The 19208-nt window shown below is 42.6% G+C and carries 16 protein-coding genes; 13 read left to right on the top strand and 3 right to left on the bottom strand.

Annotated features, from left to right (window positions below; all coding sequences use genetic code 11):
- Nucleotides 1–25 precede the first annotated feature (25 nt).
- Nucleotides 26–352 (bottom strand): YegP family protein, encoded by a 327-nt coding sequence (locus ACTJKG_RS07310; RefSeq protein ID WP_440738793.1) that lies wholly within the window; start codon nt 350–352, stop codon nt 26–28.
- Nucleotides 353–893: 541 nt separating this feature from the next.
- Between ACTJKG_RS07310 and ACTJKG_RS07305 the strand changes: the two genes are divergently transcribed.
- From ACTJKG_RS07305 to ACTJKG_RS07275, 7 genes are all read left to right on the top strand, one after another.
- Nucleotides 894–1520: a hypothetical protein gene (locus ACTJKG_RS07305; RefSeq protein WP_440738792.1), complete on the top strand. Its 627-nt coding sequence runs from the start codon at nt 894–896 to the stop codon at nt 1518–1520.
- A gap of 143 nt (nt 1521–1663) precedes the next feature.
- Nucleotides 1664–4240, top strand: coding sequence for a BamA/TamA family outer membrane protein (locus tag ACTJKG_RS07300; RefSeq protein ID WP_440738791.1), 2577 nt, complete (start codon nt 1664–1666; stop codon nt 4238–4240).
- A gap of 149 nt (nt 4241–4389) precedes the next feature.
- Nucleotides 4390–4977: a sigma-70 family RNA polymerase sigma factor gene (locus ACTJKG_RS07295; RefSeq protein ID WP_440738790.1), complete on the top strand. Its 588-nt coding sequence runs from the start codon at nt 4390–4392 to the stop codon at nt 4975–4977.
- 144 nt (nt 4978–5121) lie between these two features.
- On the top strand, nt 5122–6090 hold the full coding sequence (locus ACTJKG_RS07290) for a FecR family protein (RefSeq protein ID WP_440738789.1): 969 nt from the start codon (nt 5122–5124) through the stop codon (nt 6088–6090).
- A 6-nt stretch (nt 6091–6096) separates the two neighbouring features.
- Nucleotides 6097–9546: a SusC/RagA family TonB-linked outer membrane protein gene (locus ACTJKG_RS07285; RefSeq protein ID WP_253952120.1), complete on the top strand. Its 3450-nt coding sequence runs from the start codon at nt 6097–6099 to the stop codon at nt 9544–9546.
- Between the two features lie 11 nt (nt 9547–9557).
- The gene (locus ACTJKG_RS07280; RefSeq protein ID WP_440738788.1) at nt 9558–11048 is read left to right on the top strand and encodes a SusD/RagB family nutrient-binding outer membrane lipoprotein; all 1491 of its coding nucleotides are present in this window, start codon (nt 9558–9560) and stop codon (nt 11046–11048) included.
- A 39-nt stretch (nt 11049–11087) separates the two neighbouring features.
- Entirely contained in the window at nt 11088–12623 is a 1536-nt protein-coding gene (locus ACTJKG_RS07275) for a DUF5689 domain-containing protein (protein WP_440738787.1), read from the top strand.
- Between the two features lie 260 nt (nt 12624–12883).
- On the opposite strand, the gene ACTJKG_RS07270 is transcribed toward ACTJKG_RS07275, so the two are convergent.
- Nucleotides 12884–13657, bottom strand: coding sequence for an HAD-IIA family hydrolase (locus ACTJKG_RS07270; protein ID WP_440738786.1), 774 nt, complete (start codon nt 13655–13657; stop codon nt 12884–12886).
- A gap of 272 nt (nt 13658–13929) precedes the next feature.
- Nucleotides 13930–14532, bottom strand: coding sequence for a class I SAM-dependent methyltransferase (locus ACTJKG_RS07265; protein WP_440738785.1), 603 nt, complete (start codon nt 14530–14532; stop codon nt 13930–13932).
- Between the two features lie 54 nt (nt 14533–14586).
- Here ACTJKG_RS07265 and ACTJKG_RS07260 point away from each other — a divergent pair, with 54 nt between their 5' ends.
- From ACTJKG_RS07260 to ACTJKG_RS07235, 6 genes are all read left to right on the top strand, one after another.
- Nucleotides 14587–15024, top strand: a complete 438-nt coding sequence (locus ACTJKG_RS07260) for a hypothetical protein (RefSeq protein WP_440738784.1) — start codon at nt 14587–14589, stop codon at nt 15022–15024.
- 8 nt (nt 15025–15032) lie between these two features.
- Entirely contained in the window at nt 15033–15362 is a 330-nt protein-coding gene (locus ACTJKG_RS07255; RefSeq protein WP_172333007.1) for a hypothetical protein, read from the top strand.
- 1212 nt (nt 15363–16574) lie between these two features.
- Nucleotides 16575–16748: a hypothetical protein gene (locus ACTJKG_RS07250; RefSeq protein ID WP_172333008.1), complete on the top strand. Its 174-nt coding sequence runs from the start codon at nt 16575–16577 to the stop codon at nt 16746–16748.
- The gene (locus ACTJKG_RS07245) at nt 16745–16933 is read left to right on the top strand and encodes a hypothetical protein (RefSeq protein WP_172333009.1); all 189 of its coding nucleotides are present in this window, start codon (nt 16745–16747) and stop codon (nt 16931–16933) included. The genes ACTJKG_RS07250 and ACTJKG_RS07245 overlap by 4 nt, the downstream gene beginning before the upstream one ends.
- Nucleotides 16934–16944: 11 nt before the next feature.
- Entirely contained in the window at nt 16945–17910 is a 966-nt protein-coding gene (locus ACTJKG_RS07240) for a sterol desaturase family protein (protein ID WP_172333010.1), read from the top strand.
- A 103-nt stretch (nt 17911–18013) separates the two neighbouring features.
- Nucleotides 18014–19165 (top strand): formylglycine-generating enzyme family protein, encoded by a 1152-nt coding sequence (locus ACTJKG_RS07235; RefSeq protein ID WP_172333011.1) that lies wholly within the window; start codon nt 18014–18016, stop codon nt 19163–19165.
- Nucleotides 19166–19208: the final 43 nt, after the last annotated feature.

The following is a 19208-nucleotide window of genomic DNA, read 5'->3' as shown; positions in this document are numbered from 1 at the left end:
TGCTCAATATGATAATAATAAGAAATTATTCTTCAACAGTTGGAGCATCAGGCGCGTTCTTTTTAACAGATTCAATTCCGTTATCTCGGCTGGCCACACTTTCATACATTTGGCTTTTACCTATCACCTGGCCATTGGCCGCTTTTAGGTTAAAATAAAACTTTCCGTTTTTAGAGTCCGCTCTTTCATAATGTTTATCGTCAGGAGCATTCTTTTTTACAGATTCGATACCATTGTGCAGGGCTGCTGAAGTTGTATACCCTTCGCTGGAAAGAATAACCTGTCCATTAGTAGCTAAAAGGTTAAAATAACGCTGTCCGTCTTTACCTGTTTTAGTTGCAAATTTTCCCATGGTTGTAGATTTTTGATTTACACGAATATACATTTTTTTGAATAAATGAAATAAATCATAAGGCTTGTATTTAATAACAAACGAACTAATTACGTTTGTTAATGAGGTAATAATGTTAAGGTTTCAGGATGATTTATTTAAAACGTTATGCAAGATTCAGCTTGTTGAAATAATAAAATAGAAACAATTAATTCTTTATTTATTTTTTTTAAATTTAGATAATCATTACTGAACCTAAAATCTATTATTATGGAAGAACTCACTCAAGAGGTATCAACAAAAACGCAACCATTTCCACAGACCTGACAAAAGGAGAGACCTGAATTATTATATCTCATCTTATAAGTAAATTATCTATGGGATCGCGACAAAATAATTAATCATCTGTTCGGGGAGTTTGTTCATAGATTAAAGAATATTTTAATATCGTGGAAAATAAACTGAATGGTTGGTTTAAACCTATTGATATAGTACCAAGTCAAAACCGTTAAACTTCTAAACCAATTTTCAATTCGATCGTTACAACTAAAATTATTTTAACATGAAAAAATTACTTGTATTATTATTGTCATTCTCGGTATTATTGGTAGGTACCAATACGTTTGCACAGACAACTGATGCTGCCGTGAAAAAAGCTAAAAAGAAAGCTGCCGATAAAACCGAGAAAGCAGCCGATAAAGCGAAAGCAACAGCCGACGACAAAGCCGATAAAGCCGCTGCAAAGGCAAAAGCCAAGGCCGATGCAAAAGCCGACAAGGCCGCCGCAAATGCAAAAGAGGCGAAATCTAAAGCTGATGATAAAGTAGCAGCCGCAAAAGACACCAAAGCGAAGGCAGAAGATAAAGCTGACAAAGCAATTGCAAAAGCAAAAGACACTAAGTCTAAAGCCGATGATAAAGTAGCAGCAGCAAAAGATACTAAGGCAAAAGCAGAAGATAAAGCGGATAAAACCGCGGCCAAAGCAAAAGATGCTAAAGATGAGGCTACTGCAGCTGTTAGTACTAAAAAAGCGAAAGTCACTAAAACCGTTACCGAAGCCGCAAATAAGTCTGAAGATAAGGCCATTGGCAAAGACGACAAAGGCAGAACTATTTATTTAGGCCCAAGAGGCGGTAAATATACTTTGTCTCCAAGTGGCAACAAACAGTATATCAAAAAAACAGAGTAAGTTTTCTTAAATAGAAAGGTTCATTAGCAAGCCCTGTAAATCAAAGAATTTACAGGGCTTGCTTTTGCTGTTTGTAATTTTTAATTAAGTTTAATTTAAGCTAAATTCGTCGTAGATATTAAATTAAGTACAAAAATCAACCTATGATAAAAAAGATACCTTCTTTGTTTGTTTGTTTAGCGTTTGTAATTCCTCTTCATGCACAGGAAATAGCGCCATCCTCGTGGCAAAAATTCCCAGATAGTACTGTTGTTAAAATTCACCCTTCTTACAATGATGTGACTGGCGTACATCGCTGGCTGTTTGGAACCAATTTTCGTAAAGAATGGGCCATACCTGTTAAATTACCCGTGATCAGGTTGTCAAAGGTTAATGGAGGCTTAACAACGCTAAAGCAGGGTGGAGGTATGCAGTCAAAATCATTGCGACTTGAAGATAAAACGGGCAGGGAATGGGTATTAAGGAGCGTAGAGAAAGTACCTGATAAATTATTACCGGAGGGTTTACAAGGCACGTTTGCAGTTGATTGGGTGGCAGATGAATTTAGCGCGCAGCATCCATATTCCGCGCTTATCGTCCCGCCATTGGCTGCAGCTGCAAAAGTACCTCATGCTAACCCGGTTATTGGTGTGGTTGCTGATGATCCGGCCTTGGGCGAGTATAGCAAAATATTCACAAATATGGTATGCTTACTGGAAGAACGCGAACCCATAGGTGAATCTGATAATACGTTCAAAATGCAGCGGGAGCTAACCAAAAATTATGATAACCGGCTTGATGGGGAGGCGTTTTTACGGGCTCGTATGCTTGACCTGTTAATAGGCGATTGGGACAGACACGAGGATCAATGGCGTTGGGCAGTAACCAAGGACGATAAAGCAAGGCATTATGTGGCCGTACCTCGTGACCGTGACCAAGTATTCCATGTTAATCAGGGTTTGTTTCCCTCTATAGCAGCATTGCCATGGATAGATCCTTTGTTGGGGAATTTTAAGGGTGATCTCTCTGGCGCGAAATATTCCTTATTTAAAACAAGGTTTATGAAACAATTTCCTGATGCGCAGATAAGTTATGATGATTGGATGCGGATTGCCAACGACTTTGTTAAGGTCGAAACGGATGAGGTTTTAGAAGCCGGTTTAAAACGTTTGCCTAAAGAAACTTATGATCTTAGGCATCAGGAATTATTATCTATACTAAAAAAGCGCAGAGATAATATACCGGCTGCCATGGCCGAGTATTACCGTTTTATAAACAGGATAGTTGACTTGCACACTACCGATAAGGATGAACAAATTACTATTAGTGATGCACCTAACAAGGCTTTGCATGTAACGGTTGAAAGCCTTAACAAAAAAGGGGAAGCTAAAAATAAGATATGGGACATGACTTATCAACCAGATATAACCCATGAACTAAGGTTATACACTGCTGCGGGTAATGATCATATTGTGGTCAATAATGCCTCGTCACCAATTAAGCTGCGTATTATTGATAGCGTTGATGATAAAACCTTTGATATAAAACAGGCCAACAGCAGCATAAAAGTTTACGGGCCAAAAGACAGTACAAGTTTTACAGGAGATGTGAACAGGGTAAGTAAACATTTTTCAACCGATACATTAAACAGCCGGTTTGTCCAGGCCAACCCCTACAATGTTTGGATGCCACTGGCAACAGCAGCTATAAATGCCGATGACGGTTTTTTATTGGGTCTTGGTTTTAGATATAAAGGAGTGGATGGCTTTAGGAAGTTACCTTATTCCACGATACAACAGGTAATGATCACGCATTCGTTTGCTACTGATGCCTTCCGGATCAAATATAACGGGGAATGGATTCAGGCTATAGGTAAGGCCGATTTTACGCTGCAGGCTTTTATCCAGGCACCAGATAATACGATGAACTTTTTTGGCAGGGGTAATGAAACCAAGCTTACCAAATTTCCGGGATATCGCCGGTTTTACCGTGCCCGTTTTGATACTTACCAGTTTGACCCTGCGTTACGCTGGCATACCGGTAAGGGGAGCACATTTAGCGCAGGACCGTCTTTACAATATTATCATATGAATCCAGAGGATAATATTGGAAAGTTTATCAGTTTGCCAACAACACATACTAATTCATACGATAGCACTACTTTAAATAAAAATAAAGCGCATGTGGGCCTGATTTTGAATTATGTCAGCAACCAGCGCAACAATTATATATTGCCATCAGCTGGTTTTTACTTCAATGTGTTGGTTCAGGGATATACAGGGCTTAACAGCTATTCAAAATCATTTATGCAGATCAAGCCAGAGTTTACCTATTATCAAAAGTTAAACTCCAAGGGCACGATTGTATTATCAGATCGTGTTGGTGGTGGCGTAACCATAGGTGACCCTGCATTTTATCAATCCCTGTTCCTGGGTGGGCAAGGGAATTTGCTAGGCTTTCTTCAAAACAGGTTTGCCGGTCAGCAAATGGTGTTCAACAATTTGCAGGGTAGGGTAAAGGTGGCTAAGATAGCCAGTTATATATTACCAGGTGAGTTGGGCTTAACCGGATTTTATGACGCAGGCAGGGTATGGATAAAAGACGAGCACTCAACCACCTGGCATCAGGGCGTTGGTGGCGGCTTGTATTTTTCGCCAGCTGGTTTAACTATTGTACAGTTACTTGCCGGGCACTCTAATGAAGGCTGGTATCCTTATTTTTCTTTAAATTTTAGAATATAACTTAACCAGACATTCTACTAGCTAAGAAAAAAAAAGCCTGTGATTTTGAAAATAAATTACAGGCTTTTTCCTTTAAATACATGTTGTTAATATAAATTTAACGTGGATGTTTTGTTATATAAACATGCCCGGGCTTAATTTGCAATCCAATGATGGAAACAGTAAATATGCCCCTATTACATACATTGGATGGATTTGAACGCATATTTAGAGAGAATTATGCTCCTTTGTTCGGCTATGTAAATTCCATGATCAATGATGAAGACTTGGCTAAAGATGTGCTCTCCGACCTCTTCCTCAATCTATGGCAGCACAAAGATAAGTTGCAAATTAATGATCTGAAGCCCTATTTATTCCGCTCCGCGAAAAATGGCGCTTTAAAGGCTTTGTCGTCCCGCTATCAGATTTCAGAATTACCCAACGATGCTTTTAATATCCCCGAGAATACCTACAATCCATTTGAAAAGTTTGTAGCCAAACAGTCTATCAAAATTGTTGAGGAGCTGATCAATAAGTTGCCTACGCATCGGAAAGAGATGATCGAGTTGAGACTGCTTGGCCTTAAGAATGCGGAAATAGCCCAGGTGCTTGATATTACGGAGAGGAAGGTTGAATATCACATGCGTGAAGCTATTGAGCAGCTTGGCCATGCTATCCACAACGGTAATTTTGATAAAGCTACCATTGCTGGTGGATTGATGCTGATCAACCTGATACTTACAGTAACTGTCAGTTAGTTTTAATACTAAAATGTAAAAGTAAGCCGGTTTTAGATCCGGCTTTTTTTGTTTTATGGTATTTAACGAAAACTTAACAAACAGGTAATTATTTCTTTAGGTGGAAACTGCCCCTGCCGCGCTCTTTAAATAAAATTAAAAAGCGTGAACTGGGAAACGATACTCAATTATGTAAACGGCGAATGCGGGCCTGATGAAGCTCAGGATGTTATTGACTGGGCCAATGAGCAAACAGAACATCGCTATCTGCTTACTTATCTGGAGCGCAGGAAACAGCAACTGGAGCAGCCTCTAAAACAAAGCGACATTGATGAACAATGGCTGCACTTGCTCGATCGGATATTTGAACTGTCAAAGTCCGATAATAAGAAGGGCAAGCAACGGCCTTATTGGTTTTCTGGTATTGCAGCCAGCTTACTGTTGTTTTGCTTTTTAGGCTGGTTTTACGTGCAAAAAGTTAAACAAGGGTTTGGCAATGATTTGCAAACTCTGCAAAGCGCACAGAATGTAGGCGGCCGGCTTACTTTACCCGATAGTACCCTGGTATTTATGGCTCCGAATTCAAAAATTAGCTATATAAATACATTTGGTACTGATAAACGGGAGATTCAGTTAGCAGGAGAAGCCTTTTTTGATGTAAAACATGATGCTCGCAAGCCATTTATTATTCGTACAGCAAATCATTTGGCGGTAACCGTATTGGGTACATCTTTTAATGTTTACTCGCGTCCCAAAACAAATATCGAAGTTAAGGTAGCCACTGGTTTGGTGGGTGTTACTGCAAATAATAAAACCAGCTATTTAAAGGCGGGTCAACAGCTTACTTATGAGATAAAAAGCCGCCAGGTAGCCATCGCGAAAGTAGATGCACACGATGCTTCATCCCTGCAAAATCAAACCCTGTTTTTTGATAATAATAATGCCGATGAGATAGCCGAAAAATTGCAACGTTGGTATAATATCAAAATCGAAGTACAAGCATCAGCCCGTAAGCGAGCCCGTTTTAGCGGCGAAATGAAAGATAATGGTATTGGCAATCTTTTACCAGGTCTGAGCTATGCCACCGGCCTTAAATACCGATATAAAAACCCTCACACTATTATAATATTCTGATTAAGCATGAAACAACTAAAACGCTCATTTTTTGTCCGGAAAAAACTCTGTCTGTTTTTGCTTTTGTTACTTTTTTCAGTAGCAATACAGGCACAGACAAGTACTTCAGGTCAGTACAGTTTTGAAAAAAAACGTATTAGCGTACAAGCCATTGTAAACACACTCAAAGCTAAATATGGCTATAAGATATCTTTTGATGCCAATGTAAGTATGGGCATTATGGTAACACTGCCCGATGAAAATTTACCTTTTGACAGGCTCGCACAAGTATTGCAACAACAGGCAGGTATTGGTTTAAAAAATATCGATGGCAACCTGGTGATCAAAAAGTTGGATATGGTTATTGTAAGCGGCGTCGTAATATCTGTTGAAGATAAACTGCCCCTTGCCGGCGTTAGCGTAACCGACGAAAACAAAAAGTTGTTGACCTTTACCAATAATGATGGTAAGTTTTCTGCATTGGTATCGAGCGGCGGCTCTTTAAATTTCTCTACCGTGGGTTTTGCCACACAGAGCCAGGTTTTTAGTAAGGCCACAGCAGGCATAACCATTACCATGGATAAATCAAACGCTACGCTGAACGAAGTAGTAGTTACCGCATTGGGTATTAAGCGTGATGAAAAGGCACTTGGTTATGCAGCCACGGTTGTACAGGGAAAACAGCTTACGGATGCGCTTTCCAGTAATTGGAGTGACGCGCTTTCGGGCAAAGTGGCTGGTTTGAATATGGTGAGATCAAATTCAGGCCCAACTGGATCAAATAAGATCATATTACGTGGAGAAAACAACCTTACCGGCGATAATGAAGCTCTGATTGTGGTTGATGGTGTGGTGATCAATAATGGTAGCGGCCGGCGTACAGGTATTTCCGGAGAAACTGTTTATGGTACTGGAAGCGACAATATGCCTGCCGATTATGGTAGCAGTATCAATGATATAAATCCTGAGGATATTGAAAGCGTGTCTGTGCTGAAAGGGCCGGGCGCCGCAGCCTTGTACGGCCAGCGCGGTGCCAATGGCGCGGTTATTATCACTACCAAATCTGGCAGCGCCAAAAAGCATGGTTTGGGTATAACGGTTAACTCAAATGCATCTATAGAAAAAGTAAACCGCTGGCCCGATCTTCAGTTTGAATATGGGCAGGGCTTAGCCGGCGCATCCTATTATTCATATGGAGCCGGGCCAGATGGCGCAAGTACCAGTGGAACGAGTTCTGCTTATGGCCCCCGGTTTGACGGCCAAATGTTTTACCAGTTTGATCCGGTAACCCAAAAGCAATCAACCGTCAGAACACCATGGGTGCCTTACACAGATAAGCTTCACCAGTTTTTTAATACAGGGCAAACCTTTACCAACTCGGTAAGCATTGACGGCGGGTCGGATAAAACCACAGCCCGGTTTTCGGCTACTAATGTTAAGAACAATTGGATTGTTCCAAATACAGGTTATGGCCGTAATACAGTGGCCTTATCTGTCAATTCCAAGATCAATGATAAGCTGACCATCAGCTCAAAAGTAAATTATCAGAACAAATTCAGCGATAACTTACCTGGAGCAGGTTATGGTAACCAATCGCTTATGTATTGGTTTATCTTCTGGCAACCCAGTGCCGACATTGATTGGCTCAAAAACTACTGGAAACTGGGACAAAAAGACCTCGCTATTGAGTATCCTTTCAGTTCATATCCAGAAAATCCATACGCGGTAGCCTATGAGTTTATTAATAAATCAAACCGTAATGCGGTAACCGGGAATGTTCAGGCCACCTATAATATTACCAAGGCACTGAGTTTGCAGGTCAGAACTTCTCTGGACATGGGCTATGAGCAGCGTGCGCAGGAGCGTCCGTATGATGCCGGAACTAAATATCCTAAAGGCTCTTATCGCACCCAAAACATTTTTTCGCAGGAGGTAAGCGGCGATTTCCTGTTGCGATATAATAAAGCCATAAATAAAGACATCACCTTAACCGGTACAGCCGGTGGCAGTATGCTACGTAATACTTACCGTGTAGATGAGGTAAGGGCCGACTCACTTAATATAGCTGGGATATATACCATGGCCAATTCCGCTGGTACGCTTATCACTTTACCTTATAGTAGTAAGTATGCTATCAATAGCTTTTATGGTTTATTATCGGCCAGTTATAAAAACTTCCTATATGTAGATCTTACCGGCAGGCAGGATTGGAACAGCGTTTTAGCTACTCCGCAAAGAACAGATAAGGTTGGGTTCTTTTATCCGTCGGCAAGTGCCAGTTTTATTTTATCTGATGCCTTTAAGCTGCCTACAGCCATCAGCTTTGCTAAAGTCAGGGTATCAGCATCAAGTGTTGGTAGTGGTAGTACAGTGCCCTACAGAACTTCATACTCCTATGGTTCAGCCGGGAGTACCTATTCTGGCGGAGCACAAAACCCGACAACATTGCCCGACGTAAACCTTGAACCTTTGCGTACCAATACTTATGAAGTTGGTTCAAACGTACAATTGTTCAAAAATCGCTTGGGGTTTGACCTGGCCTTGTATTCGGGCGTTACTAAAAATCAAATATTAAACCGCGTTGTAGATGCTTCATCGGGCTACAGCCGTGCGGTTATTAATATTGGTAAGGTTGCCAATAAAGGTATTGAAGTAGCCCTGAACGGAACGCCGATATCGAATCCTAAAGGCGGTTTTGTTTGGACAACCAACCTTATTTTCTCGGCTAACCGCAACAAGATAAAAGAACTTTCAGATAGTTCCGTTGTATTGCAAAACGGCCCCACAGGGGGCGGACAAATAGTAGCCAAAGTAGGCGGCAGCATGGGCGACCTGTATGGAAGGGGTTATCAACGGTCTCCGGATGGGCAGGTTGTTTTTGATCCTAAAACAGGTTTCGCGCTTATCTCTCCCAATCTGGTATATCTCGGTAATACCTCACCCAAATGGAAAATGGGTTTGAGTAACGATTTCAGGTATAAACAATTTCATTTCAGCATTTTGTTTGATGCTCAATATGGTGCTGTGGCGTACTCGCTTACATCGTATAAACTGGCCGAACAAGGTAAAACAACCAATACCCTTCCAGGCCGATATAATGGTATCATTGGTAATGGTGTGGTACAAAACCCTGATGGAAGCTACCGTAAAAACGATGTAGTGGCTCTCGATATTGACCAGTATTATCAATCCAATTTTGGAGCCAACAATGCCGAAGGAGCCACCTATAGCACCAATTTTATCAAACTCAGGGAAGCCAGGTTTGACTATACATTGCCAGCCCGGCTTTCTTCCAGGTTGGGTATACAGCGGGCTACAATTGGCGTGTACGGTCGTGACCTGTTCATTTGGACAAAATGGCCGGGTTTTGATCCAGAGTTTGGTACGCTCAGCGGCTCAGATATTACACAGGGTTTTGAAATTGGCCAGTTCCCCTCAACCAGAACAATGGGCGTAAACCTCGTTATCTCACTTTAATTAGCAGAACAATGAAAAAGAATATTTATAAAGTTATTTGTGCGGTGGTGCTTTTTGCAGCGGTTCAGCCATCATGTAAAAAGGATTTTGAATCCATCAATACCGACCCGAATACATCGCCAACAACTACGCCTAAGCAATTACTGGCCCCTGCATTGGTAAATGTGTTAACTACCAATATGCTACGCAGCCGTACTTATAATAACGAACTGATGCAGGTCACCGTAAATCAAAGTGACTCTGAAGGCCAGGTTTTCCGGTACGATATCAAAAATACCTGGGGCGATTATACCTGGAACAACTGGTATTTGCAGTTAACCAACTTTAAATCAATATATGACATAGCCGGGCAAACCGTTACCTTAAATAAAGGCTACCAGGGTATATCGCTCATCTGCCAGGCCTGGATCTATTCCATGCTTACTGATACTTTCGGGGATGTGCCTTATTCACAGTCAAACCAAGGCCGTAACCTGAATTTTCAGCCTGCATTTGACAAACAGAAGGATATATACTTAGGTATATTTAAACAGCTGGAAGACGCCAATACCCTATTAAATGGTGCGGCAAATGTGGCATCTTCAAGTGACCCGGTTTTTAACGGCAATACCACCCTGTGGCGTAAATTTGGCAATTCATTATACCTGCGCTTATTGCTGCGTATTTCGGGTAAGGCCGAGGTTGCTGCGGACTGTATTGCGAAAATTAAAGATATTGTGGATAATAACCCCGGCACTTATCCCATCATGGCCAGTAATGCCGAATCGGCTGTTTTGAAGTGGACAGGTTCAGGCTACTTAACTTCGCCGTTTATTGCGGGGGTTCGGGCGCAGGACTTTACAGCGCCGTCTTTATGCTCATTCTTTATTGATAATTTAACCAAATGGTCTGATCCCCGTTTATTTCAGAATAGCTGGGCAATCGCTACTTATGGTGGCGGATATGTGGGTGTACCCAGTGGCTATGCACCTGGTAATGCGCCAATCAAGAAATCATATTTCTATTCTACCACCTCTGCCAAAACGCTCATGAATGAACCTTTAATGGGTAATATCATGAATTATGCCGAGCTGCAGTTTATACTGGCCGAGGCCGCTGCCAAAGGTTGGATATCCAAATCTGCGCAAACCTATTATGATAGCGGCGTTATTAATGCCATTACTTTCTGGATACCTACTTTTAACATACCTATAGCAACCTATGAAGCTACCGCAGATATCACCTGGAACGATTCGGCATCACTTGACGATAAAATGGAGATGATACATGTTCAAAAGTATTACACCCTGTTCTGGACCGATTTTGAGCAATGGTTTGAATATCGCCGCACTGGTCACCCGGTATTGCCAAAGGGATCGGGTTTGCTAAATGGTGGTGTAATGCCTGCCCGTATCGTTTATCCGGTTTATGTACAATCGGCCAATCCAACAAATTATAAAGCAGCAGTGGCGTCACAGGGACCAGACTTACTGAATACGCAAGTTTGGTGGCAAAAGCCCTAATTGTTTTAACTGAATGATTTATCACGATATCCATTGAAAATGAAAAAGATATTATTTTACACTTTGTTGCTGCTTTGCTCAGCTATACTAATGCAGGGCTGTACCAAGGCAAATAATTACCCTGGCGGGGTACTGGCCTCGGTTATAGCTGTAGCCGACATCAGAACTATATATAAAGGGGCTGATGTTACCCTCGATACCAAAAATATGTTCGGCGCGCACCAAATGACTGGTATTGTAATTTCGGATGCGGCAGGAGGTAATATGCCCACAGGTTTACTGGTGGTACAAAACAACCGCAGGGCAAAGCTAAGAGGCATATCCATACCTTTAGGCGCCGCGGCTTCCAGCTATGCACCCGGCGACTCGGTGCTGATAGATATAACCGGAGGGGTACTAAAGCGGGTTAACGGCACTTTGCAGATAACGGGTATACAGCCTGCTGCGGTTACAAAGGTTTCTTCAAACAACACAATAGCCAGCCAGAAGGTGGCAACCAATACACTGAGGGCAAGTCTGGATAATTATGAAAGCACCCTGGTTACTATATCTAAAGCCGGTTTTGATCCATTGCCCACATCAACAGATACTTATGCCGGAGATAAGGTGATAAGCGATGGTTATGGTAAAGTTACCCTGCATACAGAAGCTTCGGCTGCATTTGCTGGTAAAAACTTACCACTAAGTGCCAACTTCGCGGCTATTGTATTTGGTGCAGATAGCAGCAGCAGTACAGTAATTCCACAGCTGCGTATGCGTACCATTGACGACGCATTTATACTGGCAACAGATATTGCTCCCATGGTGATCAGCGGTTTCCTGAACGATCCGGCGGGTACCGATGCCAATTATGAGTACATACAGTTATTGGCTACCCGCGATATTGATTTTTCGACGGAGAACTTTACCCTGGTAACTACCAATAATGCAGGCGCATCAACACCTTCGGGTTACCCGGTGAATGGCTGGGCCATGGGCGATCTGAGAACTTACAAAATTGAGCTCAAGTCTGGTAAAGTAACAAAGGGTACTTATTTTTATGTTGGCGGAACAGGTAAAAAAATAGATGGTTCAGCGTCAACTGATATAAGCTCATCCAACTGGATAGGAGCGTTCAATTACTCAACGGCCAACAGCCCTAATTTTAATAGCGATCCATCCTCGGCTTTTGGTACAAAAACCAGCAACCTGCTGGCTAATAGCGGTAATGCGGCAGGTGTTGCCGTATTTACCGGTACCAATATTACGGCAGCCAGTAAACCTGTTGACGTGATATTTTACGGAACAGGTGGTAATTTATATGATGCCAGCGCGAATGTAGGCTACCGCATTACCAACAACGATTTTTATGATGTAAAGAACCCGGTAACGCAAGCAGATCAGCCATTTAACAGGCAAGGTACCAATACCGCGGCATGTACGCTCCCGGTATCGGGTAGTTTTGCCCAGTTGGGCGGTGAATATAACCCGGCTATAGGCCGGTGGACGCTTAGCCGAAGCACTACCAATTTACCACTATCCAATAGTTCGGTGATTACAGATATTGAAGGCGACAAAGCTACCAAGCTCAAATAGCGGAGTTACTTCATTTGTGTTAGAGGCTGTATCATCATCATGATCAGCCTCTTTTTTATTTGATTTATCCGGATACTCCATCATGAACTGATGTATAGCCCGGCTTAACTTAATTAACAAAAAGTGGGTTTACATGGTTTACATTATTTAGGGTTTGAGTTGATTTAATTATTTGATAATCAATTAATTAAATATTTTTTACTAAAAAAAGTGTAAACCCACTTTTGTATACATATTCATCAATGATACATCACCTTTTGTTACCACCATTTCAGCGGGAACTCGATCTTATCAACCGAACCCACAACCAGGTCGGGTTTAAAGGCGTAGTGGCTGAGTTGGTCTTTGGATGATATTCCGGAAAGCACCAGTATAGTTTTATAACCCATTTGCACGCCGCCTTGTATATCGGTTTCCATGGTATCGCCAACTACGGTGGTTTCGGCGGTTTCGAGCCCCAGGAATTTACGGGCCGAGCGCATCATTACCGGGCTTGGCTTGCCGGTTACAAATGCCTTACGGCCGGTTGCTTCTTCTATCATAGCTGTTGTTGCCGCTATACCCAGGTTGTTCCAGCCGGGTTTTTTTGGTGATGGATCACGGTTGGTGGTGATGAATTTGGCACCCGCCAGTATCATATCTACCGCGCGCTGAACCATTTCCAGGGTAAAATTGCGACCCTCGCCCAGAACCACAAATTCGGGGTCGGTATCAACCAGGGTTATGCCGTTTTCATGCAGGCTGGTGAGCAAACCGCCTTCGCCAAGTACGTAAGCAGTACCATTCGGACTTTGATCGCCCAGGAATTTGCCCGTAGCCATAGCACTGGTATACACATGTTTAGCCTCAACGGTTATACCCAGCCTCTTCAGCTTACGAACCACTTCCAGACTGGTTCGCTGGCTGTTGTTGGTCATAAAGGCAAAGGGGATGCCCTTTTCAAGCAGGTGGTTTATAAATTTATCGGCACCATATATCAGCTCTTCACCGCTGTATATTACACCATCCATATCAATAAGCAGTCCTTGTTTCATTTTTTTAAGATTATAGGCTTGTTAGGTTTATCCAACAAAATCAAATGTAATATTAACATGTTTAATGATCGAATAAAAATTGCAGAACATATTCTAAGAGCGGGGCCTGGCTCAAAAACTTTTTAAACCTTGAATTTTAACATTTTTTGAGCCAAAAAAACACCGAAAATGATTTAAAAGCATTCGAAAAATATCGATTCTAATACTTTTAACAAATTTCCGCCTGATTTTAACGGGTTTTAAAAGTTTAAAAAGTTTTACTGTATTAATGATTACCGGTACATAAAAACCGTAAAATCCTCATTGCTGTAATCATTTTTTAGTACCACGTGTTGGCTTAGCTGCCGGCAATGGGCCATGATCACATCGGGGTTATAGGCCGCTAACAAGCCGTTGGGAATAATATGTTTCAGCAGGTTAAAGGCAAGGCCTTTTCTGCAATGGTCATACAAACGGGTAATGGCCTTGAAAATAAAATCAGGGTCGGCATTGTAGTAATTGAGCGATCCGCTGGCCATTACATAATCGGCAACAGGCATATCATCGGTCATAAAATCGCCGCGGATAAAAGCGGTGGCTTCCCAGTCCTGAAATCTGCGCGTAGCTTCGTCAAACAGCTCCGGGATCTGTTCCATGCCATAATAAACAACATCGGGATACAATTCGTGCAGGTAGGAGCGGAGGTCGCCATGGCCACACCCGGCATCCAGTACAGAATGGCCGTTCAGATCGGTCATATGAGCCAGTACATCAAAACGGATAATCTGGCTTTCGGTATCGCGCCAGCCCAGGGCCTCGGGGCCTCGGTTGCCATGCAGGGCAATCATATACCGGTGGTAGCCAAACACAGCTGCAGAATCGGGCGAAATACTCATGAACTTTACTTAATTATATCGAAAACTCTTTTTACTTTTACTCAAACATTACCTATGAAGATCACACGCCTTTACCTCACGCTCTTATTGCCGCTTTGCCTGTTTTTTGGCTGCAGTTCAACCATATCAACCTTTGATCAAACCGCTTATACCCAGGTTACTTCCTTAAAAGTGGATGCGCTTGATCTGATGGATAAAGCTACCGAAAATTATACAAGTCATGAAAGCGAAGTAAAAGCGCTTCAGCTGAATATTGACAAGGCCATTGAATACGATAAGCACCGCCCGCATAACGAGATCACTACACAAATGTGGACTATCCTAAACGACCCCCAGGGGCACCTTTTTGGCGGTTTCCTGGTAAAATGGAAAAAGGATGGCAAATGCAACGCGGCTTACATCGTTGATAAAAAGAAACAGATCAGTAACTCCTTTGACCAGATAGCCGAACTGGAAAGTAAAAAGATAAAACCTGCGCAGGTAACCCAATAAATTGAATTATGGCAATAAATTTTAAAAACGTATTGGCTACGCTTAAGCAGGGTATAGCCGACCTGGCGAGCAACAGTTTAAAGGAATTTATCACCCAGGCAACAGCCGATGGGCAGGCGATCCTGAACGATCTGAAAGACGACTTGAAGACCTGGACAAAACAGTTAGCCAATGGCGACATCAGCAAAGACGATTTCAGCGACCTGGTACTGGGCCAGGCCGATGAAATAAAAATGATAGCCTTGAAGCAAGCCGGCCTTGCCGAAGTTACTGTTGACCAGTTTAAAAGCGATGTATTTAATTTGATTATTAATACGGTTGTAGGATTGATACCGTGATAGATTCTCAAATCTATTGCAGTTCTTCAAAAAACATGTCATTGCGAGCGCAGCGTGGCAATCGCATACTATACAGAGCGAATAATGCCTATCGTAGACCGCATTATTTCCACGCGTCATTTTACGAGCGCAGTGTGGCAATCGCATATTGTACAGAGCGTAAATGTATGGCGTATATCCGCTCTTGGCCGCGGGAGGGCCAGTCACGTTTTTCGTTGTGGTTTGTTTTTTTTGGTACTCAAGAAGGCTTCGCCGTATGTCGCCACAAAAGTAACCAAAAAGGCTTCAGCAGAAATGCTTCTTTGCCGCACATAGCCTTTACCCGGCAAATAGGGCAGAACCAGGGCTGCAATTATTTTGCCCAACTTCGTTCGTACATTTCCCCACGCTTCAGCAAAAACTTGCTATGCCCCGCAGCTGCACCGCCCACCATCGTTCTACCCGCTTTCGCCCGAAGCTTATCTGCTGACGGGGAAGGGCTTCAATCACTAATTCAATAATTAAAAATACCCGCATTTTTGTCATGCTGAACGGAGTGAAGCATCTATTGTACTTCGTGTATATTGAAGAAGATCCTTCGTTCCTCAGGATGACAAACTTGTAAGATGGTATGACAATAGATCAAGCTAATCTTTAAATCCATTAATCATGGTTCAGATTTTCTCCCAAAGCTTATCTGCTGAACGGGAAAAGAAATCAATAATTCACTAAATCACTAATTCAATAATTAAAACCCCTCATAAATCCATTTACAAATACTTAATTTTCATGGGTTTTAAACACTTTAGAACATGATTTTTGCCATGTTTTTTGTAAAAACACTACGAAATTCATAAAAATGTATAGTTTATACATAAATTCTATAGAATTAGTAGTTATTTAAAAAACAATTATATACATTTGCCGGAGAGATAAAAAAATACAACGTAAAACTGTTTTAAAAGCTCCAGAAAATGCAACCCGACCCAACCACCAATTCCGGCTTTGCTGCTTATCAAATGCAAACTGCTATTTTCCGTCGTTTTTGTTGTTGCTGTTGATCCAGGCGTTAGAGGATCTGTCTTTCTCTGCGATTGTTGCCTGCCGGTAATGATCTGATTTCTACAAATTATTCTTATACCATTTTATATACGGCATGACCATCTGTGCATGATTGGCTTTGCCCTTTTTACCTGCTTTTTAAATAACCATATATAAAAAAATACTACTATTATGACCCTTAACGACGTTTCCTTGCTGGGAAAAAAGATACTGGTAGGGGTGATCATCACCCTGATTCCCTTTGTGATCATTTTTGGCGGATTATGGCTTACGCAAAAGCTGCTGTCTGATAATCATAAATCTGTCCCGGCATCCACAACACAAACTAAATCAACCGCATCATGAAACTGGAAGAAGCCAAAAAGACACGCATTATTAAAAATGCCCTGCTGAGCCTGGCACTGTACGCATTGCCTTTAGTGCTCATGTTTGTTACTTTTTACTTTACCGGGCAGCGCCCATGGGAAAAGAAAAAACAGGTGCAAAAAACAGCCCAGCCTGCCGAAAAAACTAAATCTGAAAATCCTTAAACATAAATACCATGATTGAACTGATAAAAAAAGTAATTGATAACCTGAACGGATACGGTTTTTCCGTTCTGGTGCTGGTGCTCGGGGTGTTGGAGTTTTCGTTTGGCCTGTATAAAAAACGCTGGAACAAGAACGAACGCTGGGTAGATATTGCCTGCTTTACCATCCCCAAACTGATTGTTAAACCGGTAGTAGCTTATTACGGATTGAAAGTTTTGCCGTTTCTGCTACCTGGTTTCAAAAACGCTTTTGACTGGGTTCCCTTTTTCTGGGGTTTCATCATTATAGCCGTTGCCGACGACCTGACCCAATACTGGTACCACCGGCTACATCATGAAGTGCCATGGTTGTGGCGTTTTCACCGTACGCACCACTCGGCATCGTATATGGGGATGGCTATGGCCAGCAGGCAAAATGTGATCTATACCTTGTTTTTTTCGCAAACTTATTTAACTACCGCGCTGGTTTATCTGGGCCTGGGCATTCCGGCTATCGTAGTAAAAGGCATCAAGGGTACTATTACCACGCTGGCACATTCCAGTATTCCATGGGATAAGCCTTTTTATCAGTACAAAGTGCTGCACCCGCTGGCCTGGGTGTTGGAGCGTACCATATCTACGCCGGCAACGCACCATGCGCACCATGCCGCTACTACCGATGATGGCGTGGGCTATTACAAAGGCAACTTTGGCAATATGTTTTTTTTATGGGATGTGATATTTGGTACGGCGCATATTTCGCGTCAGTATCCAAAAGCTTATGGTATATCGCACTATGAAGGCGATCAATGGTATGCGCAGCTGTTATGGCCTATTTTTAAATCAAAAGTAGCCGGAAGCGAGTTGGCAGCCGATGGCCAAATGGTTAGGGAAGATGTGCCCTTACAGGAACATCAGTTATATCGTCCCGAAAAACGAGAGAACGTGGAGCAGGAAATTTCTGAAGAAACATATAACTTACAGCCGGTAAAAGCTTAGCGGGAATCAAGATATAAGGATCAGGAATCGAGACAAAAATAATTGTTGTAGGTTAATTTCTCATCTTGACTCTTGATTCTTATATCTCGACTCTATAATAAATATGAATCTTAAAAGAATTTCCCAGGTACTGATAGTTGTGATTGCTGGTTCGATTTTGTTTTCTGCCTGTAAGCAAAAAGACAAGGCTAAAGCTGTTGTTACAACCGACAGCGCGGCGTCGAATAAAAAGAAGGCGATATGCTGCGAATCGAACATTCCCAGCCGGTTTAAACCAACCCCTTTAGCGGGGGCGGCTGTGATGAACGGGCCCGATACCAGTCACAGTGGGATGGTTTGGATACCGGCAGGTACTTTCAGGATGGGGGCGGACAACAGCCAGGCCGAAAAGGACGAATATCCAAAACATAAAGTTACTGTGGATGGCTTTTGGATGGATAGGACGGAAGTAACCAACGCGCAATTTGAACAATTTGTAAAAGCTACCGGCTACATAACCACGGCCGAACAAAAACCGGATTGGAACGTGCTTAAAAAACAATTGCCCCCCGGTACCGAAAAACCGGCGGATAGTTTGCTGGTGGCTGCATCGTTGGTATTTGTGCCCTCGAAACAACCCGTATCACTAAGTGATTACAGCCAGTGGTGGACCTGGAAAAAAGGCGCCAGCTGGAAACATCCGCATGGCCCGGGCAGCGATATCAAGGGCAAAGGCAATTACCCGGTAACACAGGTGTCATACTATGATGCCGTAGCCTATAGCAAGTGGGCTGGCAAACGCTTGCCGACAGAAGCGGAATGGGAACACGCCGCCAGGGGTGGGTTGAATGATAACATATATCCATGGGGAAACGAGAAAGTGACCGATGGTAAGCCTAAGGCCAATATTTGGGAGGGCGATTTTCCATACCGGAATACCCAGCGCGACAAGTTCTATTATACAGCGCCGGTAAGTTCATTTGCCGCCAACGGCTATGGTTTGTACGATATGGCCGGCAATGTTTGGGAATGGTGCGCCGATCTGTATGATTACCGGTATTACAATACCATCAACAAACCCGAGGGGGTGAAAAATCCCGAAGGTCCATCAAAATCATACGATCCAGATGAGCCTTACGCAATAAAAAGGGTAGTAAGAGGTGGTTCGTTTTTATGTAACGATAGCTATTGCTCGGGTTTCAGGGTAGCCCGGAGGATGAAAACCACCGAAGACAGTGGGATGGAGCACCTGGGTTTCAGGTGCGTGAAAAATTAGTAATAAAAAGTGAGGGTGTCACCCTGAGCTCCGTCGAAGGGTA

Source organism: Mucilaginibacter sp. 22184 (assembly GCF_052045695.1).
Classification (GTDB): domain Bacteria; phylum Bacteroidota; class Bacteroidia; order Sphingobacteriales; family Sphingobacteriaceae; genus Mucilaginibacter.
Note: the sequence above shows the minus strand (reverse complement) of the source record. Positions and strands in the feature narration are given on the sequence as shown.

Bases quoted from the DNA above. Each gene is read 5' to 3' on its own strand.
- ACTJKG_RS07310 (WP_440738793.1), bottom strand. From the start codon at position 352: ATGGGAAAATTTGCAACTAAAACAGGTAAAGACGGACAGCGTTATTTT.
- ACTJKG_RS07305 (WP_440738792.1), top strand. From the start codon at position 894: ATGAAAAAATTACTTGTATTATTATTGTCATTCTCGGTATTATTGGTA.
- ACTJKG_RS07300 (WP_440738791.1), top strand. From the start codon at position 1,664: ATGATAAAAAAGATACCTTCTTTGTTTGTTTGTTTAGCGTTTGTAATT.
- ACTJKG_RS07295 (WP_440738790.1), top strand. From the start codon at position 4,390: ATGATGGAAACAGTAAATATGCCCCTATTACATACATTGGATGGATTT.
- ACTJKG_RS07285 (WP_253952120.1), top strand. From the start codon at position 6,097: ATGAAACAACTAAAACGCTCATTTTTTGTCCGGAAAAAACTCTGTCTG.
- ACTJKG_RS07280 (WP_440738788.1), top strand. From the start codon at position 9,558: ATGAAAAAGAATATTTATAAAGTTATTTGTGCGGTGGTGCTTTTTGCA.
- ACTJKG_RS07275 (WP_440738787.1), top strand. From the start codon at position 11,088: ATGAAAAAGATATTATTTTACACTTTGTTGCTGCTTTGCTCAGCTATA.
- ACTJKG_RS07270 (WP_440738786.1), bottom strand. From the start codon at position 13,657: ATGAAACAAGGACTGCTTATTGATATGGATGGTGTAATATACAGCGGT.
- ACTJKG_RS07265 (WP_440738785.1), bottom strand. From the start codon at position 14,532: ATGAGTATTTCGCCCGATTCTGCAGCTGTGTTTGGCTACCACCGGTAT.
- ACTJKG_RS07260 (WP_440738784.1), top strand. From the start codon at position 14,587: ATGAAGATCACACGCCTTTACCTCACGCTCTTATTGCCGCTTTGCCTG.
- ACTJKG_RS07255 (WP_172333007.1), top strand. From the start codon at position 15,033: ATGGCAATAAATTTTAAAAACGTATTGGCTACGCTTAAGCAGGGTATA.
- ACTJKG_RS07250 (WP_172333008.1), top strand. From the start codon at position 16,575: ATGACCCTTAACGACGTTTCCTTGCTGGGAAAAAAGATACTGGTAGGG.
- ACTJKG_RS07245 (WP_172333009.1), top strand. From the start codon at position 16,745: ATGAAACTGGAAGAAGCCAAAAAGACACGCATTATTAAAAATGCCCTG.
- ACTJKG_RS07240 (WP_172333010.1), top strand. From the start codon at position 16,945: ATGATTGAACTGATAAAAAAAGTAATTGATAACCTGAACGGATACGGT.
- ACTJKG_RS07235 (WP_172333011.1), top strand. From the start codon at position 18,014: ATGAATCTTAAAAGAATTTCCCAGGTACTGATAGTTGTGATTGCTGGT.